At 69.0% G+C, this 18,657-nt stretch carries 15 protein-coding genes and 1 pseudogene; 5 read left to right on the top strand and 11 right to left on the bottom strand.

Translation table 11 applies throughout. The features are described 5' to 3' along the window. Positions 1-194: 194 nt before the first annotated feature. Together RJ03_RS04605 and RJ03_RS04600 are read right to left on the bottom strand one after the other, a co-directional pair. Positions 195-503, bottom strand: a complete 309-nt coding sequence (locus RJ03_RS04605) for a DUF6802 family protein (protein WP_030513482.1) — start codon at positions 501-503, stop codon at positions 195-197. Between the two features lie 156 nt (positions 504-659). Next, a complete protein-coding gene (locus RJ03_RS04600; RefSeq protein ID WP_036498289.1) occupies positions 660-851 on the bottom strand; it encodes a PspC domain-containing protein in 192 nt (63 codons plus the stop codon). Positions 852-998: 147 nt separating this feature from the next. Here RJ03_RS04600 and RJ03_RS04595 point away from each other — a divergent pair. Then, positions 999-2,659, top strand: a pseudogene (locus RJ03_RS04595) (ABC-F family ATP-binding cassette domain-containing protein). Positions 2,660-2,718: 59 nt separating this feature from the next. Beyond that, complete coding sequence (locus tag RJ03_RS04590) at positions 2,719-3,153, top strand: hypothetical protein (protein WP_063063964.1); 435 nt, start codon at positions 2,719-2,721, stop codon at positions 3,151-3,153. Positions 3,154-3,166: 13 nt separating this feature from the next. On the opposite strand, the gene RJ03_RS34795 is transcribed toward RJ03_RS04590, so the two are convergent. The 8 genes from RJ03_RS34795 to RJ03_RS04550 all read right to left on the bottom strand — a co-directional run bounded on the left by RJ03_RS34795 (position 3,167) and on the right by RJ03_RS04550 (position 13,470). Next, a complete protein-coding gene (locus RJ03_RS34795; RefSeq protein WP_051024321.1) occupies positions 3,167-4,171 on the bottom strand; it encodes a DUF8176 domain-containing protein in 1,005 nt (334 codons plus the stop codon). Continuing rightward, positions 4,158-5,531 (bottom strand): hypothetical protein, encoded by a 1,374-nt coding sequence (locus RJ03_RS04580; RefSeq protein WP_036498288.1) that lies wholly within the window; start codon positions 5,529-5,531, stop codon positions 4,158-4,160. The genes RJ03_RS34795 and RJ03_RS04580 overlap by 14 nt, the downstream gene beginning before the upstream one ends. Further along, on the bottom strand, positions 5,528-5,935 hold the full coding sequence (locus RJ03_RS04575; protein ID WP_232329261.1) for a hypothetical protein: 408 nt from the start codon (positions 5,933-5,935) through the stop codon (positions 5,528-5,530). The genes RJ03_RS04580 and RJ03_RS04575 overlap by 4 nt, the downstream gene beginning before the upstream one ends. A 302-nt stretch (positions 5,936-6,237) precedes the next feature. Further along, entirely contained in the window at positions 6,238-7,605 is a 1,368-nt protein-coding gene (gene glmM, locus RJ03_RS04570) for a phosphoglucosamine mutase (RefSeq protein ID WP_036498287.1), read from the bottom strand. 205 nt (positions 7,606-7,810) lie between these two features. Continuing rightward, a complete protein-coding gene (gene rpsI, locus RJ03_RS04565; RefSeq protein ID WP_036498286.1) occupies positions 7,811-8,323 on the bottom strand; it encodes a 30S ribosomal protein S9 in 513 nt (170 codons plus the stop codon). Then, the gene (rplM, locus tag RJ03_RS04560; RefSeq protein ID WP_036498285.1) at positions 8,320-8,763 is read right to left on the bottom strand and encodes a 50S ribosomal protein L13; all 444 of its coding nucleotides are present in this window, start codon (positions 8,761-8,763) and stop codon (positions 8,320-8,322) included. Before rplM ends, rpsI begins: the two co-directional genes overlap by 4 nt. Positions 8,764-8,939: 176 nt before the next feature. Then, positions 8,940-10,745, bottom strand: a complete 1,806-nt coding sequence (locus RJ03_RS38775) for a hypothetical protein (RefSeq protein WP_281032265.1) — start codon at positions 10,743-10,745, stop codon at positions 8,940-8,942. A 91-nt stretch (positions 10,746-10,836) separates the two neighbouring features. Further along, entirely contained in the window at positions 10,837-13,470 is a 2,634-nt protein-coding gene (locus RJ03_RS04550; protein WP_036498283.1) for an FHA domain-containing protein, read from the bottom strand. Between the two features lie 111 nt (positions 13,471-13,581). On the opposite strand from RJ03_RS04550, the gene RJ03_RS04545 reads away from it, so the two are divergent. Then, positions 13,582-15,027 carry a neutral zinc metallopeptidase gene (locus RJ03_RS04545; protein WP_036498282.1) on the top strand — a complete coding sequence of 482 codons (1,446 nt, stop codon included), beginning with the start codon at positions 13,582-13,584 and terminating at the stop codon, positions 15,025-15,027. A gap of 38 nt (positions 15,028-15,065) precedes the next feature. On the opposite strand, the gene RJ03_RS04540 is transcribed toward RJ03_RS04545, so the two are convergent. After that, positions 15,066-16,364, bottom strand: coding sequence for an FHA domain-containing protein (locus tag RJ03_RS04540; protein WP_036498281.1), 1,299 nt, complete (start codon positions 16,362-16,364; stop codon positions 15,066-15,068). A 154-nt stretch (positions 16,365-16,518) separates the two neighbouring features. Here RJ03_RS04540 and RJ03_RS04535 point away from each other — a divergent pair, with 154 nt between their 5' ends. Together RJ03_RS04535 and RJ03_RS04530 are read left to right on the top strand one after the other, a co-directional pair. Further along, positions 16,519-17,718 carry a DUF7373 family lipoprotein gene (locus tag RJ03_RS04535; protein WP_036498280.1) on the top strand — a complete coding sequence of 400 codons (1,200 nt, stop codon included), beginning with the start codon at positions 16,519-16,521 and terminating at the stop codon, positions 17,716-17,718. A gap of 75 nt (positions 17,719-17,793) precedes the next feature. After that, positions 17,794-18,657 (top strand): hypothetical protein (locus RJ03_RS04530; protein WP_036498279.1); only part of this gene is annotated, 864 nt, incomplete at its 3' end.

Genomic DNA, 18,657 nt, shown 5'->3' with positions numbered 1-18,657 from the left:
ATACGAGCCCTGGACTCGTAAGCCTGGGTCGGTGCGTCCGCGCCAGACGACGGCTCTCCGGTTCTGATCCAGCCGGATGCTGTAGAAGGCGAATTGCCTTCGCTGGAACGACTGAAGGCACTGGCGCAGCGATAGGTGAGCTCGTACCCGCATCTACTTGCCGGGCCGTCGGTCGAAAACCGAAGGCACGCTGCTCACTTGCCCATCTTGCCCTTGTCCACCTGGACCCACTCGGTGCGGCCGTCGGGGTAATGGTGGAATTCCCAGGCGGAGTAGTCGCCGCCGTCATCGACGATGCTGACATGGTCGGCGTAGCCGTCGTGGTCCATATCGGACCAGACTTCCATCGAGTGGTCGCTGTGGAAGGTTTCGGTGTCCAGGATGCCGTCGGCGTCGATGTCCTGGGACGGGTGGTTCAGCTCCACGGCGCCGATGCCGCCGAGGTCGGAGTGTGCGTCGACTTCCGGCAGGTCCAGGCCCGGCAGATCGCCCGAATGGATCATGTATGTGCTCCTCGAGGGACGTGCGGGAATTTCCTCCATCCTGGCATCCGGAAGTGGTGTGGCGCATCCCCGGTCCGGCATGTTGTGGATAACTTACCGGCGCCGAGGTGGGCCGAGGGTTTGCTTGTGGATAACTATCGTCCGGCCGCGCCCGGGCTACTGCTTCGGGATGATCAGCCACAGCACCAGGTAGACGATGAACTGCGGGCCCGGCAGCAGGCAGGAGAGGACGAACAGCAGGCGGATCACATTGGCGTTCCAGCCGAAGTATTCGGCGAGGCCACCGCAGACGCCGCCGATCCACTTGTCGGCGGTCGATCGGGTGAGGCGGCGGGTGGGGGCGGTCATGACGCTCTCCTTCTGTCACGGTCGTGCGTGGTGATTCCACTGTGCTGTGCGGGCACCCCGGCGCGCATCGGGCGCGAGACCCATCCCGACCCTGATTTCCACGGCCCGGGCTCAGGGTGATACCCCGAACCCGGCAGACTCGTGGGCGTGAGTACGACTCTGCATGCGCACGGCCTCTCGGCGGGGCACGGAGACCGGGTGCTGTTCGAGGACCTGGATCTGGTGCTGGCGCCCGGCGACGTGATCGGTCTGGTGGGGGTGAACGGCGCGGGTAAGTCGACGCTGTTGCGGATGCTGGCCGACCGCACACCGCAGACCGGGCGGATCACGCTGAGCCCGCCCGATGCGACGATCGGCTACCTCGCGCAGGAACCGGAACGCCTGGCCGACGAGACGGTGGCCGGATTCCTGGCCCGCCGGACCGGAGTGGCGGCGGCGCAGCGCACGATGGACGCCGCGGCCGAACGGCTGGCGACCGACGATACCGCCGCCGAGGAGTATTCGGCCGCCCTGGAACGCTGGCTCGCCCTGGGCGGCGCCGACCTGGAACCGCGCGCCGACGAGGTGGCCGCCGAACTGGGCCTCACCGAAAGTTTGCCGCAAGGCCTCGACACACCCATGACCGCGCTGTCGGGTGGGCAGGCGGCGCGGGCCGGGCTGGCCTCGGTCCTGTTGTCGCGCTTCGACATTCTGCTGCTGGACGAGCCGACGAACGATCTCGACCTGGACGGTCTGGCCCGGCTGGAGAATTTCGTGACCGGGGTGCGGACGCCGTTGATGGTGATCAGTCACGATCGCGAGTTCCTGGCGCGCACCGTCAACCGGATCGTCGAACTCGATCTCGCCCAGCAGCAGGTCGGCAGTTACGACGGCGGCTACGACTCGTACCTGGCCGAACGCGAGATCGCCCGCCGGCACGCGCGGGAGGCCTTCGAGGACTACGCCGATACCAAGGCCGGGCTGGAAGCGCGGCAGGTGATGCAACGGAACTGGCTCGAGCACGGCGTGCGCAATGCGCGCCGTAAGGCTCGGGATCCGCGAAAGGTGGACTCCGACAAGGCCGGTCGCAAGATGCGCGCCGAATCCACCGAGAAGCAGGCGTCGAAGGTGCGCCAGACCCAGCGCCGCATCGAACGGCTGGAGGTGGTGGAGGAGCCGCGCAAGGAGTGGGAATTGCGGATGTCGATCGCCTCCGCCCCGCGCAGTGGGTCGGTGGTGGCGACGCTGTCCGATGCCGTCGTGTCGCGCGGCGAGTTCGTCCTCGGTCCGGTTACCACCCAGGTCGATTGGGGTGACCGGATCGTCCTGACCGGTCCCAACGGGTCGGGTAAATCCACGCTGCTGGCGCTGCTGCTGGGCAAGGTGGCGCCGGACGCCGGAACCGCCTCGCGGGGTTCGGGGTGGCGATCGGCGAGGTCGATCAGGTACGCGGACTGTTTCGTGGCACCGCCTCGCTGGCCGACACGTTCGGCGCCGAGGTACCCGACTGGCCGGAGGCGGAGATCCGCACGCTGCTGGCCAAATTCGGGCTGCGCGGGGCTCATGTGCTGCGCGCCAACGACACCCTGTCGCCGGGTGAGCGCACGCGCGCCGCGCTGGCGCTGTTGCAGGCACGCGGGGTCAACCTGCTGGTACTCGACGAACCGACCAACCATCTCGATCTGCCCGCGATCGAGCAGTTGGAGCAGGCCGTCGAATCCTTCGACGGCACACTGCTGTTGGTCACCCACGATCGGCGCATGCTCGATACCGTGCGGGCGACCCGGCGCTGGCACATGTCCGCCGGACAACTCACCGAAAACCGTTGAATCAGAACGTGCTCGGCGTAACGATCGCGATGCCTCACGCGACCGCCCAGGAGACCCGGATGGAACAGATACAACTCGGTGTGGACACCCGGATCACGCTCCTGATCGCCGGCCTTCTCTTCATCTGGGCACTGCTGCTGGGCGTGTGGAAGTACCACGGGATGCGGACCTCAGCAGAGGGGCATGCGCATCCCTACGTCGATATCGCACACCGCGCGGCCCTGATGTACAGCTTCGCGGCGCTGCTGCTCGCCGTCTTCGTGGAACTGTCGGACTGGCCGACGGCGGTGAATCTCGTTGCGGCGCTGATCGTCCTCGGCTTCTTCGCCGGTGCCATCGCCTCCTACTGCCTGCACGGGCTGCGGCGGGATACGACGAATCAATTCCGCGGCGACATCGGACTGCCGCTGCGGGCGGCCATGTACGCGTTGATCGTCTGTGAGATCGGCGGCTTCCTCGTGCCGTTCACCGGGTTCGTGCACGCCCGGTTCTGAACCCGGATGTGGTTCAGCCCGCCGCGATGCCGGTGATCAGCGTGCGCCCCGATTCCGCTCGGGTGCTGATGATCTGGGTGAACGCATGCGGCTGTTCGTCCGGTTTCTGCTGGGTGAGGCGGACCTCCCACTGCCCCTCGTCGCCGGTGCGGGTGATCTGCACGCAGTAGCGGGTGCCGACCGGCACCTGATTGATGCCACGCTGGATCTGGTCGGCCGGCGGCACCGACGAGTCGTCGGCGACGACCGCGCGGGCGGCGTACCCCGAACGCTGAACGTAGTACGCCCGCTCGAAGGCCAGGATGGCGTCCGGACCACTCGCGGTGCCTCCGGGGTCGGTCCCGGAGACCACTTCCGCGGTGCGCTGCTGCTCACAACCGTCGGTGGCGATCGTCGAGGTCGCCGCGGCCGTAGTCGTGGGCGGCGGTGGGGTCGCACTCACCGAGGTGGGCACCGGCACCGCCGCGACCATCGGCGGTTTGGTCGCGACCGGCTGGGACCGCTTCCCGGTATGGATGACGGTCAGCACCACCGAGACGACGACGATGCCCACACCGATCAACGTGATTGCGGCCAGCAGCTTTTCACCGCGACGGTGGTCGCGGCGCGGCCCGCCCTGGCGCGGGCGCGGACGCCGCAGCGCGGGGCCGGGGTTACCGCCCGAGCGGTCGACGATATGCGGAACCAACGTCGACTTGTCGACCAGATCCGGATCGGTCAGCGGTCCCCCGACCGGGATGCGGCGCGGCTCCGGTTCCACCTCCGGCTCGGGCTCGGGCGTGCGCTGCGCGGGTTCCAGCCACTGCTCCCACTCCCCCGACGGATAGGCCGCCGACTCCGGGCCGGGCCGGGCCGGCGGCACGGCGACGGCGCTGTGATAGGCCGCCGCGGCCGGGCGGTTCGGATTTCGCCGGCCCGACCGCCGCTTGCGGCCCTGCTTACCGACGGGAGTGCGGACCATCGGCAGGCCGAGGTCGAACGGGTTGTCCTGCTGCGGGTCCGGCTCAGACCGTGTCATCGCCGAAGTCGCCGATCACCGCGGCGGGAACCGTTGTCTCGGCCGCCGGCACGGTGACACCGAGCTGGCCGTCGCGAGGTTTGTGTTCCTGTCCGCTGCCGGCCGGCGGCGGCAAGGCCATACCTCCGGCCACCCCGCCCGGATGCGCCGGCTCCGGCGCGGGTGCGGGTGCGGGGACGGGCGCCGGTGGCTTCGGCATCGGCGGCGGGTCGGCAGGTGGCGGAAGGATGGACGACGGTGACGGGGGTGGCGGATCGGATTTGTCGGCCGGGGTCTTGTCGGCCGGCGCCTTGTCGGGTGCGGGTGCGCCCGGAATGATCGAGCCCGGTCCCGTCGTTCCGGGAGCCGTCTTGCCGGGGCCGAAGTCGAACAGCTTCGCCGAATCTCCGGAATTCCCCGCCGGATTGGTCTTGTCACCGGTGGCGTGGTCCGGGTTGATCAGCTGCGGTATCGCCTGGTCGACCGAGGAGGCCACCGTGTCGATGGTGTGCGTACCGACCTCGGCGATCTTGTCGATCAGGTGGGTACCGATATCCACACCGGCATTGATGGCCGAGGTACCGACCTGCACACCCGCCTGCACAAGCAGCTGCTGTAGTTGCAGCTGCGCCAGCTGCGCCGGATCGATCGGCTGACCGGGCGCCGTACCGTATTGCGCTGGGACCGTGCCGTATTGGCCCGGAACCGCACCGTAGGCGCTGGGCAGGACCGTAGCGGGCGTATCTCCCCACGACTGCGAGGAGTTGAGCCCGGCCGGCGTGGTGACCGTGAGCGGACCCATCTCGTCCAATCGACGCGAGTGATCGTCCATTTCGGTGCGTGCGGAGGTGACGGTGGTGATCGCGTCGCGCAGCGCCTGGGTGGCCCGATTGATCACCGCGTCGGTATCCGGCGCGGCGGTGGCGTTGCCGAGGATGGTTCGAGCGTCGCGCCGGAAATCGGCGATGATCCGGTCCATGCGGCCGGCCGCCCGCGCACTGGTCGCGTGGGCGTCGGCCAGGACGCCCAGGTAGGCCGGGCCCCGGTCGGAGATGTCACCGATCTGAGTTTGGGTGGTGCGCAATGCCGGAACGGCCGCGTCGGAGCCCGGACCCGTCCAGGTGGATTCCAGCGCGTGGACGCCCTCGCGGTGTGGTCCCTCGGTGTCGGCGGCCTGGGTGGACGCGCTGGACAGAGCGCCGGTGATGGTCGCGGCGGGCGTCGCGACTCCGGTCCCCAGTGAGGCACGCAGGTCCAGCAGCGGCCGGACCAGGGTCGCGACGATCGGCGGATCCACGGACGGATCGGATGTCGTTGCGGGCGTGCTGGTGTCGTTACGCGCGGCGGTGGGCCGGCGACGCAATGCGGTCGGCCGCCTCATGACCGCGACTCCGTGCGGGTGATCGCGACGGCCGAATCCTCGTCGGTGCCCTGCACACCCGCGGTATAGGTGTTCAGCCCACGCCCGTAGGCCGAGACCAGTTTGCCCGCGGTGGACAGCGCCTGCGCGTGTTCGGCGACCGCGGCCGCGAATTTGGCGGCGAAGTCCGCTCCCACCAGCCCCAGGTCGGTGGCCAGCTGCTGCGGATCGACCGCGCCGGCCGTCACGGACGCCGCCGAAGCGAGTTGTTGGGAAACGGTATTCGCGATGGCCGTATAGGCCGCCATCGCCGCGGGATCGACCCGCAGCACCGTATCCGGAGCGGATGCGGTGGCGGTCGGCGGCGAGGCCGAATTCGCGGCGTCGTCGAGCGTCGGAGACTTGTCAAGCTTCAGCGGGTCCACTGTTCCCCCTCACGGAAATCAAGCTTCGCTGTCGCGTCATGATCTGCGTCCAACCATACTTCCCGGAGCCGACAGTCGCGCCCCGATCTCGGGGACTGTCGGCGCGCCGACGACCTTCACACCCCCCCTTCAGGATCCGCCGCCGCCCGCCGACACTCGCGATGACCAGCCGATATTCGGACGATGATGCGCGGGCACCGGCGTCGTGGCCGCGCGCCCGCCGCTCGGCCAACGGCCTATACAGCCGCACCCCTACTCGGCGTACGCACCCCGTTCATCGCGCCGCCCGACGTGCCCGCGGCTCAGACCGCGGCCACACATTTGGCGAGATCGTCGGCGAGTTGTTTGGCGCGATGCGAATCGGTCGCCTCGACCATGACCCGGATCAGCTGTTCGGTCCCGCTCGGGCGCAACAGGACTCGGCCGTTGTCGCCGAGGGCGCGCTCGGCCTCGGCCACCGCCTCGCGAACCTCCGGCGCGGCCGCGACCGCGGCCTTGTCGGCGACCGGGACATTGACCAGAACCTGCGGCACGGTCGTCATGACGCTCGCCAGATCGGCCAGGCCGCGACCGGTTTCGACCATCCGGGCCATCAGTTTCAGACCCGTCAGCAGCCCGTCGCCCGTGGTGCCGTACCGCGGGAAGACCAGATGTCCGGACTGCTCACCGCCCAGGCTGTAGCCACCGCGGCGCAACTCCTCCAGTACGTAGCGATCGCCGACAGCGGTGGTGCGCACGGTGATTCCCGCATCGCGGAGCGCGATGTGCAGGCCCAGATTGCTCATCACGGTCGCTACCAGAGTGTCCTGCACCAGCTCGCCCGATTCGTGCATCGCCAGGGCGAGGATCGCCATGATCGCGTCGCCGTCGACCACGGAACCGGAACCGTCCACCGCCAGGCAGCGATCGGCGTCGCCGTCGTGGGCCAGGCCCAGATCGGCGCCGTGTTCGAGCACCGCGCGCTGAATATGCTCGAGATGCGTGGACCCGCACCGTTCGTTGATGTTGAGCCCGTTCGGCTCGGCGTTGATCGCGACCACGCGCGCGCCCGCCTCGCGGTACGCGGCCGGGCCGACGTCGGAGGCCGCGCCGTGCGCACAGTCGACGACCACGGTGACGCCGGACAGATCACGGCCGGTGGCCTCCACCAGATGTTCGACATAGCGCTCGTGGGTGCCGGCCAGGCTGTAATGGTCCTCGACATGACCGTCGACGCCGGAGAGGCTGAGCACCCGCCCGATACCGGCACCGGTCGGACGCACGAAACTCTTCGCGCGGACCAGTTCCTCGATCTTGTCCTCGACGGTGTCGTCGAGTTTGCGACCGCCCGCGGCGAAGATCTTGATGCCGTTGTCGGGCATGGCGTTGTGCGAGGCGGAGATCATCACGCCCAGGCAGGCGTCATAGGCGGCGGTCAGATACGCGACCGCCGGAGTCGGCAGGACCCCGACCGAGAGCACACTCATCCCGGCGGCGGTCAGACCGGCGGTCACCGCGGCCTCCAGCATCTCGCCGCTGGCGCGTGGATCGCGGCCGACCACCGCCACCGCGCGCGATCTGCCCCGGCCCAGCACCTGGGCCGCGGCCGCCGAAATCTGCAGTGCCAGTTCCGGACTCAGCGAGTCGTTGGCAAGGCCGCGGACTCCGTCGGTACCGAACAAACGCCCCATCTATCTCGCCCCTCGAGTTGAATTGCGGTGAGCGCGGAGACCCCGCGTCGCGGACGCAGGCTGCCCGCCCCGGCCTACCGTCGATCGATACAGCACGAGAGCAGGCGCCCGGGAGTGGGCGCCTGCTCTCGTACGGGGTCGCGTCGGCCGTGCTCCCACCGGCACACCGTGCGGGTGCGGGTGGGAGCGGCCGCGCGCTGCAAGATCAGCGCTTCGAGTACTGCGGAGCCTTGCGGGCCTTCTTGAGGCCGTACTTCTTACGCTCGGTGGCACGCGGGTCACGCGTCAGGAAGCCGGCCCGCTTCAGGGCGGGACGGTCGTCCGGGGTGACCTCGATCAGCGCGCGGGCGATGGCGAGGCGCAGCGCGCCGGCCTGACCCGACGGGCCGCCGCCGACCAGGCGGGCGTGCACATCGAAGGCTTCGGTGCGCTCGACGGTGACCAGCGGGGACTTCACCAGCTGCTGGTGCACCTTGTTCGGGAAGTAGTCCTCGATGGTGCGGCCGTTGAGCACGAACTGGCCGGAACCCGGGACCAGGCGAACCCGGACCACGGCCTCCTTGCGGCGGCCGACGGTCTGCACCGGGCGGTCGATCACGACCGGCGCGGCGAAGCCCTCGGACTCGGTGTACTCGGCGTCGTAGCCGGCACCCTCGTCGACGACCTCCGCGGCGGCGTCTTCGACGTATTCCTCGTTGAATTCCTCAGGAGCGGTCACTGGGCCACCTGCTTGATCTCGAACGGAACGGGCTGCTGGGCCGCGTGCGGATGCGACGCGCCACCGTAGACCTTCAACTTGCGCGCGATCTGGTTGCCCAGCTTGTTCTTCGGGATCATGCCCTTGACGGCACGCTCCACGACGCGCTCCGGCCGGGTGTCGAGCAGCTGCCCGACAGACCGGGACTTCAGGCCACCGGGGTGCCCGGAGTGGGTGTAGAGGAGCTTGTCCTCGCGCTTGTTGCCGGAGACGGCAACCTTGTCGGCGTTGATGATGATGACGAAGTCGCCACCATCGACGTTGGGGGCGTAGGTCGGCTTGTTCTTGCCACGCAGCAGATTCGCTGCCTGCACGGCAAGGCGGCCGAGCACTACGTCAGTGGCGTCGATGACGTACCACTGCCGGGTCACGTCACCCGCCTTCGGGCTGTACGTAGGCACAGTGCTTCCCTGTCTGTCGTTGATGTTCTGCCAGCCAGGCGAACGGTCGAGTGATCCCGGCGGCCGGTGGAGACCCGGGGCTCGTGTGACGGTACGGACGAATCCGCGACGTACCGCACGCCGAACGACGACGATACCAGGACCGGTCCGGGGTCCCGAAATCGCCTCCGCACTCGTCAGATGTGAATCGGCGGGCCCGAGTCGAACGTACCGGGGACCGTCGGGACGACGTAGTGCAGATTGTCGACCGCCAGATGCGCACAGGGATGGTCGGCGACCGTCCGCATACCCGGCCCCGGGCGCTCGACGGTGTTCGGGGTGACCGAACAGGCCGGGCTCGGCTCGGGTGCGCGTGACACCCTGTCCACGGCCGGCCACGAGCCGAAATCGGATCCCGCGCCGACACCACCCGGCGAGCGTGCGTCGAAGGCCGCGGCGCCGTCGGTCCGTGCGCCGGCGGCTCCGGCTGCCGCCGACGCGGCCGAGCTGTGTTCGGGAAGCGGCCGGGCCAGGTGATCCGCCTCACCGTCGGCGTGGATCGCGAGCGCCGCCAGCGCTACCGCCCCCACGATCGTCGGGGCGCCGAACAGATTGTCCTTGACCTTGCTCCACAGCTTGCCCTTGTGGGCGTGTTCCTCATCATCCGGTTGTTCCCCGGCCGATGACCGACCACCGGATTCGGTGGTCCGCTGATCATCGACCGGGCCGGCCGGGGGGCGGGTGAACCTGCTTTCCAACTGACCGGCCTCCCGGGTCATCCGGGTGGTCGGCTCGCCGGTGGGCAGCGGTTGCGGGCTCGATGCGGGCCCGGCGTCGCGCGCCGCGTGCCGGCCCTCGGCGACCCCGTGCGAATTCGGCGGCTCCGGGCGACGATGCGGTTCGGCGGGCGGGCGGGCGGGTTCCGGCGCACCGGCGTCCTGCCACGCATGCCGGCCCGCGTTCCCGAGCCGGGAATCCGATTGCGGGGCACCGCGATTCGGGATGCTGTGATTCGACGCCGCCTGCATCGGCCCGGGTCGCGGCGGACCCGGCTGATTCGACACCGCCGAACCGGGCTGATTCGGCACCGCCGGATTCGGCTGATTCGGCACCGCCGGCCCCGGCTGATTCGTCACCGGAGCCGGGCCCTGCTCCGCCTCGGCGTATTCGCTGTCGGTGACGAGCAGATGCGCGGCACCCAGCACCAGGGCGTGCATCGGATGATCGGCGACCCGCAGCCGGGCGCCCAGGTGGTTCTGGAACGCCAGCCGCAGCGCATCGTTGAAACACACGTTGCCGGTGAGCAGCACCGTCGAGGTGTCGGCGCCGATCGAGCGGGCCGCGGCCATCACCTCGATGACGACGTTGTCCGCCGAATGGGCATCCCGCATCGAATCCGGGGTGATCGGCACCCCGACCGATTCGGTGGGCTGCTCGTCGTCCCCGTCGACCGCCACCACCAGGCAGACCCGGCCGTCGGAATAGACGCCGGTCGCGCCGACGCCCCGGCGGCCCTGCGCGGGCGGCTGCACGAGCCCGAGGGCCCGCACGTAGCCGGACAGCGCCACGGATTCCGGCAGCGGGTCGGTGAGGACGTCCATCTGCTCGACCAGACGGCAGTACTCCTCGACCTTCTCGTCGGGCCAGTCGTCAGGGAACGGCAGCGCCACCACGTCGGGCTTACCGCGCAACCGGCTGCCGATCGCGGCGAGCGGGTTGTAGAGCCGGGCACGGAACACCAATTCCGCCGGCCAGGTCGCCCCCGCGATGCGAATCTGCTGATGCCCGAGGATGTCGCGCACGTCGGAGACCGCGATACCCAGATCGGGCCGCTGCCGGTCCACGCCCGCGGTGTGCAGTCGCCCGGACTTGTCCGCCAGCAAATACGCAGGCGGCGTATATGTGCCTTCCACCTGGACCGGGCGGATCGGTGTCCCACCGCCACCGGCGGCCACGGACACCACATCCCATCCGAGATGTATCGCCCCAACTCGAGCCGTCACATGCATAAGTGTGCCTGCTGTCGCGCCGGGACGCTCGGGGCAGGTCCGATTAGTGCGCGCATTCCGCGTCGATGCTCGTCATCGGCCCCGTTCACGCGGCCGACTTCTTCAGCCGCAGACGCCACCACGTCAGCGTGGACAGCGCCGCGGTGAGCACGATCAGCATGCCGGCGTCGAGTAACCAGAAACCCGGCGTGTGCTGCCAGATCGCATCGGGCTGGGCGTTGACGAACAGGGTGCGCAGATCGATGGTCGACGCGCCGCCGGCGAATCCCCAGCGCGACGGGAAGACGTACGAAAGCTGTTCCAGCACCACGCGATCGGTCACCGGAATCATGCCGCCGGCCATCACGAGCTGGCACATGATCATGACCACCAGCAACGGCATGACCTGTTCGTTCGATTTCGCCACGGTCGACAACAACAACCCGACCACCACACACGTCACCGCGGTCAGCGCGATATCGACGTAGAGCTCCACACCGCCGGACGGGATGAGCGCCCCCTTCCCGGGCGGATTCTTCCCGGCCAGCACGATGGCCACCAGCACCGCCGATTGCAGCAGCGCCGCGACACCGAAGACCATCACCTTCGCCAGCAGATACGCCGAGGGCAACAGGCCGACGGCCCGTTCCCGCAGGAAGATAGGGCGTTCCCCGACCAGATCGCGCACGGTCAGCGTCGACCCCATGAAGCACGCGCCGAGGATGAGAACGACCAGCAGCTGCTGGGATTCACTGCCTCCGGTGAGTTGCGGATGCAATTGACCGTCCGGCCCGAGAATCGGTGGCGCGGCGGCGAAACCGTTCTTTCCCGGCACGACCAGGCACAGCACACCCAGCACGAACGGGAGGACCACGAGGAAGGCGAGGTAGCCGCGGTCGGCCAGGATCAGCCGGATCTGCCGCCGCGACAGTGTCGACAGTTGTTTCCGGCCACTGGATTTCGGCGGCTGTCCCATCACACCGCGGGGCACGGCCGGCGGTGGGGGCGGCAGCGCCGCCTGCCGGGACCGGTAGTTCGCGAAGGCGCGATCCGGTTCGGCGGCGACCCGCGCGAAGATCTCCGCCCAGTCGCTCGTCCCGAGAAAGTCACCGACCCCGGCCGGATGTCCGCAGAACGCGGTCTTGCCACCGGGCGCCAGCAGCAGCACCTGATCGCACATGTCCAGGCAGGCCACCGAGTGGGTGACCACGATGACGGTGCGCCCGGCGTCGGCCAGTTCGCGCAGCATGGTCATGACCTGCCGGTCCAGCGCCGGGTCGAGACCCGAGGTGGGTTCGTCGAGCAGCAGCAGGGCCGGGCCGGTCAGCAGTTCCAGCGCCACGGAGGCGCGCTTGCGTTGACCGCCGGAGAGCCGATCGACGCGGGTATCGGCATGTTCGGTCAGCGAGAGTTCCTTCAGCACGCCGTCGATGACCTGCTGCCGGTCCGCCTTCGAGGAGTCCGGCGGCAGCCGCAGTTCGGCGGCGAATCCCAGCGCCTGGCGCACGGTCAGCTGCCGGTGCAGCACATCGTCCTGCGGCACCATGCCGATACGACTGCGCATGGCCTCGTATTCGGCGTGCAGGTTGCGGCCCTCGAAGGTGACCACACCGGCCGACGGATGTGTCGTTCCCGCAATGAGTTTCGACAGTGTCGACTTACCCGCGCCCGAGGGCCCGATGAGCGCGGTCAGGGTGCCGCGCCCGGCCTGCATGTTGACGTCCACCAGCAGCTGCTTGTTGCCCTCGACGACGAATCCGACGCCGTGCACACTCAGCCCCTGCTCGGTGACCGGCTTCTTGCGGTGCTTCAGCGTGCCTTCCTGCACGACGAAGTCCACGTTGCCGATGGTGACGATATCGCGCTCGCGCAGCGCGACCCGCTGCTCACGGCGGCCGTTGACGAAGGTGCCGTTGGCCGAGCCGACATCCTCGAGGACGAGACCCTCACCGCTCTTGACCAGGCGGGCGTGCCGGCGCGAGGCGAGCGGATCGTTGACGACGATCTGGTTGTCGCTGGTGCGGCCGATGGTCAGGCCGCCGGCCGGAATGCGGTCGGCGCGTGCGATCGGTGCGGTCGAGGCCCGCGCACGCACCGGCGGCAGCGCCGAGGTGTCGGCCTTGGTGGTCATATTGACGTTCGGCACACCGCCCGAGCCATGGGCCGCCGGAATAGGTTGGGACGGGCGCTGATTCGGCCGTTGCGCGGGCCGCGACGGCGGCTGCGGCGCGGCCGGACGGCGCATCTGCCCGGATTGCGGTGTGGGATGGGACGGCTGCCGACGCTGCTGCCCGCCGCCATGCTGTCCCCCACCGTGCTGCCCGCCACCGTACTGACCCCCGCCTCGCGGCCCGGAATCCCGTGCGGGCGGATTCGGCGCACGGCCCGGTGACTGCGCCCGGTTGGGCGGCGCGGGCGGCCGGAATTGCGCTTCCGGCAGCAGATGAACCAGCGGCCCCGTGATCGCGTCCCCGAGCCGGACGAGCATCGGCCGATCCACCGGCACGGGCCGCGTGATCCGCTGGGCGTCCACGAAAACCCCGTTGGTACTGCCGTTGTCGGAAAGCACCCAGGCGCCCCCCTGCCAGCCAAGTGTCGCGTGCACACGAGAGACCAGCGGACTGTCGACGAACACCGTCACCTCGGGCGCGCGGCCCAGGGTCACCTGCTGAGTGTTTTCGAAGATCCGATCGGTTCCCTCATGGCGCACGGTGATCTTCTGCGCCCCCGGTAATGACATGAGCCGGATAATATGCGATGGCCGTGACATCGGTGGGGCTCGAACGTGCCCCCGATCGCCGGGGGCGGCGCAGGTGACGCAGTGACTACCGGCCCGGGGAGGGATGGGGAGATGGCGAAACGCCCGGTGACGGCGACCCTCGCCGTACTGGTGCTGGCGGTCGGTCTACTGGCGGGCTGCACCATGACGACCGGCGGGCACGCCGTATCCATCTACGACGACCCGTTCCAGGTCGCCGGACTGCCCACCACCAGCGGCCCCAGCGGTCCCCGATCCGGCGTGCCCGATGCCGCGCTGACCGCGACCGGTGGCGACAAGGGCGCGGTGGACACGTTGGCGCTCAATGCCATCGACGACATCCAAAGCTATTGGCGCGCTGAGTATCACAACGAATTCCAAGGCGACTTCACCCCCGTCACCAAGTTCTATTCCTGGAGCGCGAAGGCGCCGCGCTCACAGGAGACGCAGTTCTGTAAGGACACGACCTATCACCTGGTCAACGCGGCGTACTGCCGGCTGGACAATTCCGTCGGCTGGGACCGCGGCGTTCTGCTGCCGATGATGCAGGACAGCTTCGGGAAGATGGCCGTGGTGATGGTGCTCGCGCACGAATACGGCCACGCCATCCAGACGATGTCGCGCATCGTCACCGCCAAGGATCCGGTCATCGTGAAGGAGCAGCAGGCCGACTGTTTCGCCGGGGCGTTCATGCGGCACGTCGCCGAGGACAAGGCCGCACACTTCACGATCAACACCTCCGACGGCCTCAACAACGTGCTGGCCGCGACGGTCGCGATCCGGGACGCCAATCCCGAGGATCCGGAATCGGTACACGGCTCGGCCTTCGAGCGGGTGACCGCGGTGCAGATCGGTTTCACCGACGGCCCCAAGGGCTGCAAGGCGATCGATATGAAGGACATCGATCGCCGCCGCAAGAATCTGCCGCAATCCTTCGGCGACGATGTCAATCGCGGCGAATTGGCCATCACCAAGGACAGTCTCAAGGAGTTGAGCAAGGCGATGGCGGCGATCATGCCGATCCCTTCCCAACCGACCTACGACTATCACGGCGCCCTCATGCACTGCAGCAACGGCGCCGACACCGTGCCCGTCACCTACTGCCCCGCGACCAACACCATCGGCACCGACATTCCCGCCCTCGCGCAGCGCGGTGCGGCGAATACCGATGAGCAGGACGGGTTTCCGACCCGCGTCGGCGGTGACTACAACGCCTACGTCGTGTTCGTCTCGCGTTACGCGCTCGCGGTGCAGCGCAACGCGCATCAGCAGTTGACCGGAGCGAAGACCGGCCTGCGCGCCGCCTGTCTGTCGGGCGTGATCACCGCGAGGCTCGCCGATCCGCATCGCGATGCCGGACAGGGCGATATCGCGCTGTCTCCGGGCGATCTCGACAAGGCGGTGTCGGGACTGCTCAGCGATGGACTGGCGGCCAGCGACGTCGAAGGCAAGACCGTGCCGAGTGGCTTCTCCCGGGTCGACGCGTTCCGGGCCGGTGTGCTGGGCACACAGGAGATCTGCGAGGCGCGCTACTCCTGAACGCTCGGTCGATCAGCTCAGCCGAACGGCTCGTCAGCTCAGCCGAACGGCGGGGGCGCGGCCGGCTCCAACCGCAGTACGCGGTTGCCGAGCTGGATCTCCGAGCCCTGGGCCAGCACCATCGGCTGATTCGGTTGCAGCCGAATCCAATCGCGATATCCGGCCGGCCGGGCCCGGGTGCCGTTGGTGGAGCCGCGGTCCACGACGGTGATATCCCAGTTCATCAGCCGGATCTCGGCGTGGGCCCGCGACATTCCACCGGAGGAGTCCTCGATCTTGACCGGCACCAGACCGCGCTGGGCGGCCTCCGAATTCTCCGGATCCCGTCCGATCACCGCATCGGCCGCGAGCAGATAGGTCATTCCGTCGTCGAGGACGAGCATGCCCAGCGGCGGCCGGACGACCTCGGCCGGTTGCTGGGTCTGGTCGACCGGCATCCCGCACACCGTGCAGAACGCCGAGCGTGGATCGCTCGGATGGGCACGGGCGCATTTGAATCCCATCACCCGCACCGTCAACGAGGTCGCGCGGGCGGTCGCCTCCATCCGGCGTTCCAGTTCCGGATCGGGGCCGGGCGCGGGATTGGTACCGCGCAACCGGGTTTCGGCCAGGCGAGGATCCTCCGCCGGTTCGGGACGTGATGTCCCTTGCCGCGCATCGGCTTCCGGTGACCGGTCCGGCCGGGTCGGCGGTGGGGGCACCTGGGGTTCGGGCCGCTGCGCGTCCAATTGTGACGTGGGAGCATCTTCTGCGCGATGGTGCGCACCCGCGGCGGGCCGGGCGGCACGATCACGCGCGCGCGTCCGCTCACCGTCGAACCACACCACCGCCCCCGCGGCGGCCGCCACGCCTTCCACCAGCGAGCCGATACCGCGTTCGGGCAGTTCCGGAATCCGGCCGCGCTCGTCGTCGATGAACAGCGCCGCGGCGCGGGCCGGCGGTTCGGTGAAGCGGTCGACGGTGAAGGCGGCATCCACGCCGCGGTAGTACTCGACCCCCCGGGCGCCCGCGAGCACCACTGTGACGGACCCGTGCAGGAAGATCGCCACCCCACCGGTATCCGAGCGCGAGAGAATACCCAGGTCGACCGGGCTGCCGTCGACCTGTTCGGCCTCCTGTATCAGCCAGCGGGTGGCCTCGCGGGCGATGATCCGGCCGGGTCCCTGCGGGGCGTGCTCGGAGGCCTCGGACACCAACTGCGCCAACGCCTCCGCGGCCCGCATCGCCGGTGCGTCGGGGTGCACCCGGCCGCGACCACGGTGCGCGACGACCACGACGGCCCCCGCGACGCGTACGACGACATGGTTACCGGCGACAACCTCGACCTGCCGATCCATCAACGGAATCGGCCTCCGAGCGATATCAGCGCAGCGGTCACCACAGGGACAAGGTTAAGGCAATCGTTGTCCATGAGTCCCCGCTGCCGGGTCCGGTCCGGTAATTTCGATGGCGGAGAACCGGGAGAGAGCACCGGGAGAAGGGGGGCGGTCCATGGACCGAACGATTCGCAGATCTCTGGTTTTCACGTGCGCCGCAGTGCTGGCCGTGCTGACCGGTTGCGGTGTGCAGGGAACCCCGACCGCGGCCGAGATCGATGTCCGCAACCTCGACGTCGGCCCGTATCCGGTCGACCGCCACAGCTACGACGCCACCGCGGGCAGCAAGGGTGCGCTCGCGGAGGGGATGCGGATGTCGCAGGCCGTCGTTCCGGCCGTCCGCATCGACCCGTCGCTGACGATCGGCGCCGGCGGACGTGTCGTCGCCGACAGCACCGATGCCACCCGCCGCCTGCTGGCCGCGGTCTCCAAACCGGTACTCGACCGCAACAAGATGGTCGTCGCGTATGTCGCGGCGGGTTCCGACAAACCAGGCTCGCTGGACAGCGCCGCCGCGGCGACCTCGGTCACCGATCTGGTGTTGCGCTTCCCGGACGAGTCCGCGGCCCGGCAGGCCGCGCGCGAACTCGAGGACGTCGACTTCGGTGTCGCGCCCGATCTCAATCGCAAACTCGCGCTGCCGAAATACTCGGACGCCTATATCCACTACCGTCCGGGGATTGCGACCATCGGAACCTTCATGGCCTACAAGCAGTTCGTGATCTCGCTGTATATCGAGCGGCCCCGTTCCGAGGAGGCCGATCTGCTTGCCTGGGTTCAGAAGACCCTCGACGCCGAGGTACCGGCACTCGATCATTTCCAGGCGACCGCGGCCGGCGGCCTCGACGCGTTACCGGTGGACCCGGACGGTCTGCTCGCGCGCGCCGTGGTGCGCGACCGCTCGAACCGCACCCCCGATGTCGATCGCTTCGCTGTCTATGCCGCACCGGCATTCGTCCATATCTCCTCCGACGAGACCACACGTCAGCGGCTCGTCGACGACACCGGCATGGATGCCATCGCCGTCGCCGACAACAGCTCGGTGTTGCGCGTCCGCGACGCCGATGCCGGGTCACGCATGATCAAGGGGCTGATCTCCAGTTCGGGTGAGCAGTACGAGCCGGCGGATGCGCCCGAGTCGGTGCCCGGGGCCAAATGCCTGGCGCTCAACAGTGCGGGAGATCCGCAGAAGGACAGCAGATTCCGCTGTTATGTGCCCTACCGGCGGTACGTGGAGGTCGTCAACGCCAACAGCCGCGACGATATCGATCAGCGGGTCGACGCGGCGTATGCGTTGCTGGCCAACAGCTTCTGACCGGACCCGGGCAGCGCGGGCGCGTCACCGTGCTGGAGTACTATGCCGCGAGACCCAGCCTGGAAGGGGGAGCTGATGTCCACGGTCGATCTGATACTGACCGACAGCCGATTGTGGGCGCGCAGCGAATCCACCCATTGGGACGGCGCTCCCTCGGTGGTCCCCGCCAGCGACGGCACGAGTCTCGTTGTGGGAGAACCACTTCAGCCGCCCTCCCCCGCGGTCTCGGTGGTACGGCTGGCCGCGGCCGACCGCATCGCCTTCGTCCCGATGCTGCCGACCGTCGCCGACGCCTTCGCCGCGATCTTCGGCGCCGTGCTGACCAATCTGCGGCTGCCCACCGCGTGTGAACGGCTCACGGTGGTGAGCCCGTCGGAGTGGGGCACGCGCCGCCGCGCCGCGCTCGAGGCCGGAGCCCGTCGTCTGGTCGGCGAGATCGGCGTCGAACCGCTGGCATTGCGGGTCGCCGGACTGTCCGCGAGTACCTCGCAGCAGCAGCGCATCGCGGTGGTGGAACTGAATTCGCTCACCACGACCGTCACCCTGACCGGCCGTTCGGGCACCGAGACCTGGATCGAGGCCTGCGAATACGAGCCGACGATCGGCTCCGCGGACCTGGCCGAGGGGCGCGATGTGGAGGCCGTCGTCGACGTCGTCGATCGACTGCTGGGCGGCCGCAAACCCAGCTATCTCGTGGTCGTCGGCGGCGCCGAACCCGCGCTGCTCGACGCGATGCGCGCGGAGCTGTCCCGGCGCTACGGTTTCGGTGTCGACCTGCGCGCGATGTCCGGGGTGGACCTGGTCCGGGGCGGGCCCGCGATACCCGCCGCAGCCGAACCCGCGCAATTCGCCCCGCAGACCCCGTGGGTCGGCTCCCTGCACGAGCATGCGGCCGCGACCGCGCCGCCACCGAAGCGCCGCACTCCGCTGCTCATCGGC

The sequence above is a fragment of the Nocardia aobensis NBRC 100429 genome, from assembly GCF_000308375.1.
Lineage (GTDB): Bacteria > Actinomycetota > Actinomycetes > Mycobacteriales > Mycobacteriaceae > Nocardia > Nocardia aobensis.
Note: the sequence above shows the minus strand (reverse complement) of the source record. Positions and strands in the feature narration are given on the sequence as shown.